Source organism: Streptomyces sp. NPDC104371 (genome assembly GCF_055583785.1).
In genome coordinates, this window is sequence record NZ_JBVJNF010000010.1 from 234,921 (window position 1) to 245,205 (window position 10,285).

The window sequence follows — 10,285 nt, forward strand, 5'->3', positions numbered from 1 at the left end:
GGCTCCCCTTGGCTCTGGCTGTTGGACAGTCGAGAGTCCGTCCGGCCACTCCCCCGAGGGTGGCCGGACGGACTATCAAGTTGCCACCCTAGACGCAGGGTTGGGCAACCTCACCGGCGGTCCGTCTGCCCCCCGACGCGACGGATCGACAAGACCAGAGTGCCGCCCGGCGATAAACGAATGATGAACGCCCTTTACAGGCTTACGCGGCTGTCGCCGGTGTGAGAAGCGCCCGGACGATCTCGGCCTCGGACGATTCCAGTGCCTCGTAGATGGCGAGGGCCTCCTGCCAGCACACGTGAGCTCTTCCTCGCTGCCCTATCCCGCTGAGTGCGCGTCCCAGCACGGTGAGGACGTTGCCGCGCCGCCACTCGCCGCCGATGCCGCGAAGCGCGGTCAAAGCGGCTTCGGCGTTGGTCGAAGCTTGTGCGGGACGCCGAGCTGCCAGGTCCACTTCAGCAAGCCTGAGCAGAGTCATGCCCTCCCAGAGGCGTTGGCGGCTTTCGCGAAAGACCTTCAGGGCCTCGTGCAACTGGTCTGCGGCCTTCGCGCACAAACCGTTCTCGGTGAGAGCCATGCCCAGCGCGTAGCGGCCGTTGGCACCCTTCAGGGCATGCCCCAGTGCCTCATACGTCTCGACACCTCGCTGGGCGAGCGCCACTGCGCTGCGTGGACGCCCCGTCGCAAGGTGGATGCGCGAGAGGTTGCACAGGACACTGGCTTCCCCAGCCAGGTCTTCGCAGGACCGGAAGTTCGCCAGCGCCTGCTCGAGGTGCCGTTCGGCGTCCGAGTGACGGCCTCGGAAGAATGCGGTGATGCCGAGAAGGTTGCTTGCCCAGCACCGTGCCAGGGGATCGCTCGTCCCTTCGGTGAGTTGGAGCGCCTCGCGTGCGGCGTCGTCCGCTTCGGCGAAACGTCCGGAGAGCTGCTGGGTGTAGGCGAGGACGACGGAGGCGCGGCCCTCCACCCGCCTGTCCTGGCGGGACCGCGCGGCGTCGCGCAGCGCCAGGGCAACTGCCTCGTACTCCTTGGAGTTGGCGCCCGACTCCGTGAGGTCGACGGCCGCCCAGAGGAGGTCGATCGCGTGGAGCAGGGTCTCGGATCCCGTGAACTGACGGATGCAGGAGAGCAGGCAGGCCGCCTCCGAGTACAGCCAGTCCTGGGCTTGGTGCCGATCCCCGAACCGCAAGCCCGGATAGCCGGTCGGTTGCAGGTGGTCCACCAGGCGGTCGCCCGGTCGTTCGATCGCGTAGACCCCCGCCGCCGTCGCCAGATAGAAGTCCAGCAACCGCGACATCGCCGCCCCCCGCTCGCTCGGCGGTTGTTCGTCTCGTTCCGCGCATGCACGCGCGTAGAGGCGGACCAGGTCGTGGTAGCGGTAGCGGCCGGGGGCCGCTGATTCCAGGAGGGACGTGTCGACCAGGGACTCCAGTACGTCCTCCGCGTCCTCCAGGGGGAGGTTCAGGACCGCCGCGGCTGCCGCCAGGGAGATGTCCGGGCCGTCCGCCAGGCCCAGCAGGCGGAACGCGCGGGCCTGGGCGGGCTCCAGTTGGCCGTAGCCCAGTTCGAACGTGGCCTTGACCGCGAGGTCGCCCGCCTGGAGCTCGTCCAGACGGCGCCGCTCGTCCGCGAGCTTCCTAGCGAGGACCGACACCGTCCAGGTGCGCCGCGCCGCCAGGCGGGACGCCGCGATACGGATCGCCAGCGGAAGGAAGCCGCACGCCGCGACCACGTCGAGCGCGGCCTCGCGCTCCGCCGCCACCCGCTCCTCGCCCACGATCTTCGTGAACAGCGACAACGCCTCGTCCGGCGACATCACATCCAGGTCCACCAGATGGGCACCGGCCAGGTCCACCATCCGCATCCGCGACGTCACCAGCGCCGCGCAGCCGTCCGTGCCCGGCAGCAACGGCCGTACCTGCGCCGCGTCCTTGGCGTTGTCCAGCAGCACCAGCACCCGCCGCCCGTCCAGCACCGAGCGGTACAGCGCCGCCCGCTCCTCCAGCGAGTCCGGGATCGAGGAGTCCGGGGTGCCGAGCGCCCGCAGGAACGACCCCAGCACCGTCTCCGGCTCCGCCGCCCGCTGGCCCGCGCCCTGGAGGTCCGCGTACAACTGCCCGTCGGGGAAGGAGGTGCGGGCCTGGTGCGCCACATGGACCGCGAGGGTCGTCTTGCCCACGCCGCCGATGCCCGCCAGCGCCGAGACCGCCATCACCCGGCCCTCCGCCGACGCCAGGACCTCGCCCAGTTCGGCGACGAAGGACGCGCGGCCCGTGAAGTCGGGGACAGTGGCCGGGAGTTGGGCGGGGCGTACCGGAGCGGGGGTGGGGTCGGCGACCGGGGCCGACGGCTCCGCGAGGCCGGGATCGGCCTGGAGAATGCGCTGCTGGAGGTCCTTGAGGCCCGGCCGCGGGTCCACCCCGAGTTCGTCGGCGAGAAGGCGCCGCGTGTCCGCGTACACGGCCAGCGCCTCCGCCTGGCGGCCCGAGCGGTACAGCGCGAGCATCAGCAGTTCCCGCAGCCGCTCGCGCAGCGGATACGCCGCCGTCAGCGCGGTCAACTCCGAGACAGCCTCGGCATGGCAGCCCTGCTCCAGGTCCATGTCAAGGCGGGACTCGAGGAGTTGGAGGCGCCACTCCTCCAGGCGCGCCCGCTGCGTGTCCGCGTACGGCCCCGGCACACCGGCCAGCGGTTCGCCGTCCCACAGCGCCAGCGCCTCGTTCAGGAGCCGCCGGGCGCCGCACAGGTCCGCGGAACTCTTCGCCTTCTCCGCCTCGGTGGCCAGGTCCTGGGCCGCCACGAGGTCCAGCGAGCGCGGGTTGCCGACGCGCACCGCGTAGCCGCCCGACTCACTGACCAGCACCCCGGTGGACAGGACCTTCCGCAGCCGGGAGGCATAGGTCCGTACGGCCGCCAGCGCGCGCGGAGGCGGATCGTCGCCCCACAGCGCGTCGATCAGCTCGGATGCCGTCGCCGTACGGCCCTCGCGCAGCAACAGCGCGGCCAGCAGCGCGCGTTGCTGCGGCGAGCCCATCGCGAGCGGCTCGTCTCCCAGCCAGGCGCGCACCGGTCCGAGCACGCCGAAGCGCAGTGCCGCTGATTCCCCGAGAGCCTGCTGCTCCGGAATCCGCGGTACACCGTCCATCGCTGCCCCCTGGCGCCCTTCCGAACTTTTAACGGCCAAGAGGCCAGTTTGCCTTGTTCATGGCGGATACGTCAGCCGTGCGAGACAGCGATCACAGCCCACTGCGCGCTACATCACAAGGCCCTCACACGATCTCCCCGCGCGCGACGTCCCGTCCACCTTCTTGCACCGAATACTGCCCCCGCTTCCCGCCCCGACTCCCCTTGTCCGGGTCAGGTGTTCAGGTCCACCCTGATCGTCAGGAGGTCCTTGCCGAAGGCCCGTACCGCCATGCTGTTCATGCAAGGGAGCTTCCTCAGGCGGGACTTGGGGTCGTCCGCCGGGAGCGGATGGGCCGTGCCCGTGTGCCAGCGGCCGTTGATACGGACCCGGACGCTCGGGTTCGCGCGGATGTTGCGGACGTACTGGGACCTCTCGCCGTACTCGGAGACCAGCCAGAAGGAGTCGCCGACCCGCCGCCCGCCCACGGGAGTTCGCCGCGGCTGACCCGAGACACGGCCCACCGTCTCCAGCACCGTCTGGAACGGCAGACGGCGCAGCACCGGGTTGATGCGCCGCTGGAAGGCCGTGATCGTGCGGTACTTGAGGTCGGCTCGCTCTGACATGACCGGCTTGCTCCTTGCTCTTCGTGCCGTGCGATGGGTCCCCGGGGCGACGTGACCGCTCACACCCCGCCGAGGAAGATCGGGTTCGTGACCGCGGCCAGCGCCCCCGGCAGCGGCCCCGCCGCTGTCTCGTGCCGCAACTCCGCTCGTACGTACGCCGCGTACGCGGGTGTCGTACGCCATTCCACCGTGCCCGTCCCGGACACCGGCAGCGGGTCGCTCGTGAACAGTGTCCCCTGGTCGGTGACCAGATGGACCGTGCAGCGGGGCGCGCCCCGCACCTCGAGGCGGACCGTGACCGACGTGTCCCGCTCCACCCTCAACCGCTCGCCGATGCCCGCGTGTTGACCGCGGTCACCGACCGCCGTAAAGGCCAGCGACACATGCTGGGACTCGGCGACGTACGAACGGCCCGCGCGGATGCCCTCCTGGACGGCCCGGCGGCTCAGGTCGTCGGCGAGCACCACGGTCTGCGGGGAACCCACCGCGTCGGGGTCCCGGTGCGCGTCGCTGCTGCCCATCGCCGGGAGCCAGCTGCCGCGCCCCTCCCGGACGGCGGCCACCAGCGTGTTGTCCCACTCCGCGAGCATCACCTCGTCGTCCGGCGTGTAGGGGCCGTTCCACACCTCGACGGCGTCCGCGTCGGTGAACCCGAACTTCCAGCCGCAGCCGACGCAGGTGGCGTGCGGATGCGCGGGCACGACCAGTCCGCCCGCCCGGTGGATCTCCCGGGCGAACCGCCCGAAGCGGTTGTCGCGCGCCCGGTAGCGCCAGTCGACGAACGTGCCGGGGTCGGTGCCCAGCGCCACCACATGGCCGTTGCGGGTCGTCACCTCCTCGCCCAGCATGATCAGCAGGTCGTCGCCCGCCTGGTCGGCCCAGTGCGGGTGCGAGGCATGGGTGTTGTGGTCCGAGGTGTTGATGAAGTCGAGCCCGGCGGCACGGGCCAGCGCCGCGATCTCCGCGGGCGTGCGGCGCCCGTCCGAGTGCCAGGAGTGCAGATGGCAGTCGCCGCGGTACCAGGCGCGGCCCCGGCCCTTGGCCCGGGAGGGCGGGTAGACGGGCTTCGGGGTACGGCCGGAGGCGCCGTAGGTGAGCGTGACCGTCACCTCGTACGCGAGCCCCTGCGGCGCCACCGTGTACGGACCCAGCGCGATGTGCCAGGTGCCGGGGCGCACGGGGCCCGGGACATAGCCGGGCGTGGCCTCGTCGGCGCGCAGGAAGAACTCGCTGCGGGCGCCGCCGGACCAGCCGCGGAACCCCGTGCCGCCCAGGTCGGTGCCGCGCTCGTCGAAGATGCCGATGTCGAGGGCGTTGCCCTGGGTGCCGGCCGGGACGGACGGCTTGTCATAGGTGTACGCGACCTTGATCTCCCGCACGCCCGCGGGGACCTCGACCGGGAGATAGACGTAGTCGGGGGAGCCGGTCGGCAGTGTGCCGCGTACGGTCCTCGTCTCCTGGCCGTCCGCCGCCGCGGCGCTCTGGGGGAAGCTCACGGTCCCCAACGTAAGCGCGGCGGCGGCGCCCGTCACGAACAGCGCGCGTCGGTCGATGCCGTGGTCGTTCTCGCACATGCCGGTGCTCCCAACGTGTCATGGGACAGGGGGTGCTGCGGGGATGGCGCGGGGTGGCACGTACCACGCGTACCACTCTGGCATTCACGCGTGAACTCCCGCTCAACGGAAGGCGATCGGCGGCCAAGTACCGGCGGGACAGTGCGCGGTCGCCGCCACGGCCGGTCCCCGCGGCCCGCCGTCGGCCCGTCCCACCGGCCCGTATCCGCCCCGTATGACCCGATCCCCGCGAACGTATGCTCGGGGGATGACGACTTCGGCGACCTCTGGAACGGGCCCCACCGAGAACTCCATGCGTCGCGCTCTCAAACGCGCCCGTGACGGAGTCGCGCTCGACGTCACCGAGACCGCCGTACTCCTCCAGGCCCGCGGCGCCGACCTCGAGGACCTGGCCGCCTCGGCCGCCCGGGTACGCGACGCGGGTCTCGAGGCAGCGGGGCGGCCGGGGGTCATCACCTACTCCAAGAGCGTCTTCGTCCCGCTCACCCGCCTGTGCCGGGACAAGTGCCACTACTGCACCTTCGTGACGGTCCCCGGCAAGCTGCGCCGCGCCGGACACGGGATGTTCCTCTCCCCGGACGAGGTCCTCGACATCGCCCGCAAGGGCGCGGCCCTCGGCTGCAAGGAGGCCCTGATCACCCTCGGCGACAAGCCGGAGGACCGCTGGCCCGAGGCCCGCGAATGGCTGGATGCGCACGGGTACGACGACACCATCGCCTACGTCCGCGCCATCTCCGTCCGCATCCTGGAGGAGACGGGCCTGCTGCCCCACCTCAACCCCGGGGTGATGTCGTGGACCGACCTCCAGCGGCTCAAGCCGGTCGCGCCGTCGATGGGCATGATGCTGGAGACCACGGCGACGCGCCTGTGGTCCGAGCCGGGCGGCCCGCACCACGGCTCCCCGGACAAGGAACCGGCGGTGCGGCTGCGGGTCCTGGAGGACGCGGGCCGCTCCTCGGTCCCGTTCACCAGCGGACTGCTGATCGGCATCGGCGAGACGTACGAGGAACGCGCCGAGTCGCTGTTCGCGCTGCGGAAGGTGGCGCGGGCGTACCACGGCATCCAGGAGCTGATCATCCAGAACTTCCGCGCCAAGCCGGACACGGCGATGCGCGGCATGCCGGACGCGGAGCTGGACGAACTGGTCGCGACGGTGGCCGTGGCCCGCCATGTCATGGGCCCGAGCGCCTGCCTCCAGGCGCCGCCGAACCTGGTGGACGACGCGTACGAGCGGCTCGTCGGCGCGGGCATCGACGACTGGGGCGGCGTCTCGCCGCTGACCATCGACCATGTGAACCCCGAGCGCCCCTGGCCGCGGATCGAGCAGTTGCGGGAGCGCTCCGCGGCGGCGGGCTTCGAGCTGCGCGAACGCCTCTGCGTCTACCCCGAGTTCGTCCGGCGCGGCGAGCCCTGGCTGGACCCCCGGCTGCTGCCGCACGTGCGCGCGCTCGCGGACCCGGAGACCGGCCTGGCCCGCCCGGACGCGGTGGTCGAGGGCCACCCGTGGCAGGAACCGGAGGAGGTCTTCGTCCCCTCCGGCCGGACGGATCTGCACCGCGCGATCGACACGGACGGCCGTACGGGCGACCGCCGCGACGACTTCGATCAGGTGTACGGAGACTGGGAGTCGCTGCGCGAGGCGGCGGCCCCCGGCATGGCCCCGCAGCGCATCGACGCGGACGTACGGGCGGCGCTGCGCACGGCGGCGGACGACCCGACGAAGCTCACGGACGACGAGGCGCTGGCTCTGCTGCACGCGGACGGCCCGGCGCTGGACGCGCTGTGCCGGGTGGCCGACGACGTACGCCGCTCGGCGGTCGGCGACGACGTCACCTACATCGTCACCCGCAACATCAACTTCACCAACGTCTGCTACACCGGCTGCCGCTTCTGCGCGTTCGCCCAGCGCCGCACGGACACCGACGCCTACACGCTCTCCCTGGAGCAGGTCGCCGACCGCGCCCAGCAGGCGTGGGACGTCGGCGCGGTCGAGGTCTGCATGCAGGGCGGCATCCACCCGGACCTGCCCGGGACGGCCTACTTCGACATCGCGAAGGCGGTGAGGTCCCGCGTCCCCGGCCTGCATGTGCACGCCTTCTCGCCCATGGAGGTCGTCAACGGCGCGACCCGCACCGGTATGTCGATCCGCGCCTGGCTGACGGCGGCCAAGGAGGCGGGCCTCGACACGATCCCCGGCACGGCGGCCGAGATCCTGGACGACGAGGTCCGCTGGGTCCTGACCAAGGGCAAGCTGCCGACGGCGACCTGGATCGAGGTCGTGACGACGGCGCACGAACTGGGCATCCGCTCCTCGTCGACGATGATGTACGGCCATGTCGACCAGCCCCGCCACTGGCTCGGCCACTTCCGCACCCTCGCCCGTATCCAGCAACAGACCGGCGGCTTCACGGAGTTCGTGACGCTCCCCTTCATCCACACCAACGCACCGGTGTATCTGGCAGGCATCTCCCGCCCCGGCCCGACGATGCGCGACAACCGCGCGGTGACGGCGATGGCGCGGTTGCTGCTGCACCCCTGGATCCCCAACATCCAGACGAGCTGGGTGAAGCTGGGCGCACAGGGCGCGGCCGAGATGCTCCGCTCCGGCGCCAACGACCTGGGCGGCACCCTGATGGAGGAGACCATCTCCCGCATGGCGGGCTCGTCCTACGGCTCGTACAAGTCGGTCCGGGACCTGGTCGCGGTGGCGGAGGCGGCGGGCCGTCCGGCGAAGCCCCGTACGACGCTGTACGGCGAGGTCCCCGAGGAGCGGCGGCGCACGGCGGCGGCCTCGGACGGCCATCTGCCCGAACTGCTCCCGGTGTTGGAGAACTGAGCGAGGTTCCGTTCGTCACGAAGGGCCGCCGGGTCGCGTTCCGGCGGCCCTTCGTCATGTCTCCGGCGGCCTTCCCGACGCCTCGCCCCGCGTCCCGGCTGCGTGCCGCTTGGGTGATCTTCACCTAGGACACGGATCGGACAGTAGTCATTCCATCACGGGCTGTGAAAGCTGGCCTCTGTCTGTAGCCAAGGGCGACGTGACGTGTGTGCGAACGAAGCGCATCGAGTGCGTGTGCTCGCGGCTTGCCCCCCCGGAAGTTCGTGAGGAAGGTTCTCAGTGAGCCGTAGAACGATCAGAAGTTCACACGTGAAGTCCGTGTCCTTGTTGGCGGCCGGCGCACTTGCCGTGGCGCTCAACGTGGCGTCGGGTTCGGCGGCCGTCGCCGACGTGATGCACAGGTCCGGCGGCGCGGATGTCGTGGTGCCCGGCGTGGAAGATGCCTTCGGTCCGCTCGGCGGTGGCGGTCACGGGCCGCGAGGCGAGAAGGGCCAGCGGGGCGAGCGGGGCCCGAAGGGCGAGCGGGGCGAGCGGGGGCCGCGGGGCCCCGAGGGTCCTCGGGGTCAGCGGGGCGAGCGGGGCGAGCGTGGCCCGCAGGGACCTTCGGGCAGCGGTTCGTCCGGCTCGGAGATCCAGGGCCCCACGCACGTCGGGGATGACACCGTCATCCTGGCCAACGGCCCGGTCATCATGGAGAACCAGCACGCGGACGTGCTCAACAACCACAACGACTTCCCCGGGTGGTTCCGGGGCGTCGGGCACATCGGGCGGCACCACGAAGGGTTCTGCCGTCCCGAGGCCGTGCCCTTCGAGAGGCCCTTCGGACGCTGTCACCACCGGCCTGTCGTCCTTCCCCTCCCGATCGAGCGGCCGCACACCGGTCCGTTCGTGCCCGAGCGTCCCCGGCCGGTCGTCAACGGCGGGATCAACCAGGGCGGGATGCACTTCGGCGACGCGATCGCGTTCTGAGCGAGGCCTGTCGACCGTCCGCGTCACCCGGAAGTGAGTGAAGGCGCCTGGAGGCTCGTCCTCCGGGCGCCTTCACGTATGTCCGGCCGAGGGCGTCTGCGCGCCGCATGGGTGATCTTCCCCAGGGACACGTTTCGGCACCGTATTCCGTCGATCGCGTTGGGTGAGGCTGGCTCCGTCCGCTTGTGGTCCGCTCCCTGGAAGTTCGTGAGGAAGGTTCTCCGTGAGCCGTAGAACGATCCGAAGTTCACGCGTGAAGTCAGCCACCCTGATGACGGCCGGTCTGCTCGCGGTGACGCTGAACGCCGCCCCGAGCGCGGCGGCCGTCGCCGACGCGGTCCACAGGTCCGGTGGCGGGGTCGCGGCGCTGCCCGGCCCGAACGGCGCGGTAGGCGCCTTCGGCGGTGACCACGGCCATGGCCACGGGCACGGCAAGAAGGGGAAGAAGGGGCGGGGACCGCAGGGTCCACAGGGGGCGCAGGGGGCGCAGGGTCCACAGGGGGCGGAAGGGGAAGGGACTCAGGGTCCACAGGGTCCACAGGGAGAGGGGACGCAAGGTCCCCAGGGTTCGCAGGGCCCCCAGGGCGTGCAAGGGGCCGGGACACAGGGACCGCAAGGGTTCCAGGGCTCGCAGGGCGCTCAGGGCGTGCAGGGAGCAGGGACGCAGGGCCCGCAGGGGTTCCAGGGCTCGCAGGGCGCTCAGGGCGTGCAGGGAGCAGGGAGCAGGGACGCAGGGCCCGCAGGGGTTCCAGGGCTTCCAAGGCGGCGAGGGGCCGCAGGGTCTGACGGGCGCTCAGGGGTCCCAAGGCATTCAGGGGGCGCAGGGGTTCCAGGGTGCTCTCGGGCCGCAGGGCTTCGAGGGCCCGCAGGGTGTGACGGGCGCTCAGGGTTCCCAGGGCTTCCAGGGCGGTACGGGTCCGCAGGGGCCGCAGGGTCTGACGGGCGCGGGGACGCAGGGCCCGCAAGGGTTCCAGGGGAACCAGGGTTCGCAGGGCGCTCAGGGTCTGACGGGCGCGGGGACGCAGGGTTCTCAGGGCTTCCAGGGCACCCCGGGTGAAATGGGTCCGCAGGGGCCGCAGGGTCTGACGGGCGCGGGGACGCAGGGCCCGCAAGGGTTCCAGGGGAACCAGGGTTCGCAGGGCGCTCAGGGTCTGAC

The 10,285-nt window shown here is 71.6% G+C and carries 6 protein-coding genes; 2 read left to right on the forward strand and 4 right to left on the reverse strand.

Features of this window, described 5'->3' with window-relative positions:
- Nucleotides 1-202: 202 nt before the first annotated feature.
- From afsR to ACZ60T_RS27725, 3 genes are all read right to left on the reverse strand, one after another.
- Nucleotides 203-3,145 carry an SARP-family global regulator AfsR gene (gene afsR, locus ACZ60T_RS27715; protein WP_469668315.1) on the reverse strand — a complete coding sequence of 981 codons (2,943 nt, stop codon included), beginning with the start codon at nucleotides 3,143-3,145 and terminating at the stop codon, nucleotides 203-205.
- A 212-nt stretch (nucleotides 3,146-3,357) separates the two neighbouring features.
- The gene (locus ACZ60T_RS27720; RefSeq protein WP_469668316.1) at nucleotides 3,358-3,750 is read right to left on the reverse strand and encodes a nitroreductase family deazaflavin-dependent oxidoreductase; all 393 of its coding nucleotides are present in this window, start codon (nucleotides 3,748-3,750) and stop codon (nucleotides 3,358-3,360) included.
- Nucleotides 3,751-3,809: 59 nt separating this feature from the next.
- Complete coding sequence (locus ACZ60T_RS27725; protein WP_469668317.1) at nucleotides 3,810-5,324, reverse strand: CehA/McbA family metallohydrolase; 1,515 nt, start codon at nucleotides 5,322-5,324, stop codon at nucleotides 3,810-3,812.
- Nucleotides 5,325-5,571: 247 nt separating this feature from the next.
- On the opposite strand from ACZ60T_RS27725, the gene ACZ60T_RS27730 reads away from it, so the two are divergent.
- Entirely contained in the window at nucleotides 5,572-8,160 is a 2,589-nt protein-coding gene (locus ACZ60T_RS27730) for a bifunctional FO biosynthesis protein CofGH (protein ID WP_469668318.1), read from the forward strand.
- Between the two features lie 309 nt (nucleotides 8,161-8,469).
- Nucleotides 8,470-9,129, forward strand: coding sequence for a hypothetical protein (locus tag ACZ60T_RS27735; RefSeq protein ID WP_469668319.1), 660 nt, complete (start codon nucleotides 8,470-8,472; stop codon nucleotides 9,127-9,129).
- 259 nt (nucleotides 9,130-9,388) lie between these two features.
- Here ACZ60T_RS27735 and ACZ60T_RS27740 read toward each other — a convergent pair whose 3' ends face one another.
- Nucleotides 9,389-9,685, reverse strand: coding sequence for a hypothetical protein (locus tag ACZ60T_RS27740; RefSeq protein WP_469668320.1), 297 nt, complete (start codon nucleotides 9,683-9,685; stop codon nucleotides 9,389-9,391).
- Between the last annotated feature and the right edge of the window lie 600 nt (nucleotides 9,686-10,285).

What these genes read in the sequence shown, in the direction of transcription:
- afsR (WP_469668315.1), bottom strand. Translation starts at nt 3,145, where the DNA reads ATGGACGGTGTACCGCGGATTCCGGAGCAGCAGGCTCTCGGGGAATCA.
- ACZ60T_RS27720 (WP_469668316.1), bottom strand. Translation starts at nt 3,750, where the DNA reads ATGTCAGAGCGAGCCGACCTCAAGTACCGCACGATCACGGCCTTCCAG.
- ACZ60T_RS27725 (WP_469668317.1), bottom strand. Translation starts at nt 5,324, where the DNA reads ATGTGCGAGAACGACCACGGCATCGACCGACGCGCGCTGTTCGTGACG.
- ACZ60T_RS27730 (WP_469668318.1), top strand. Translation starts at nt 5,572, where the DNA reads ATGACGACTTCGGCGACCTCTGGAACGGGCCCCACCGAGAACTCCATG.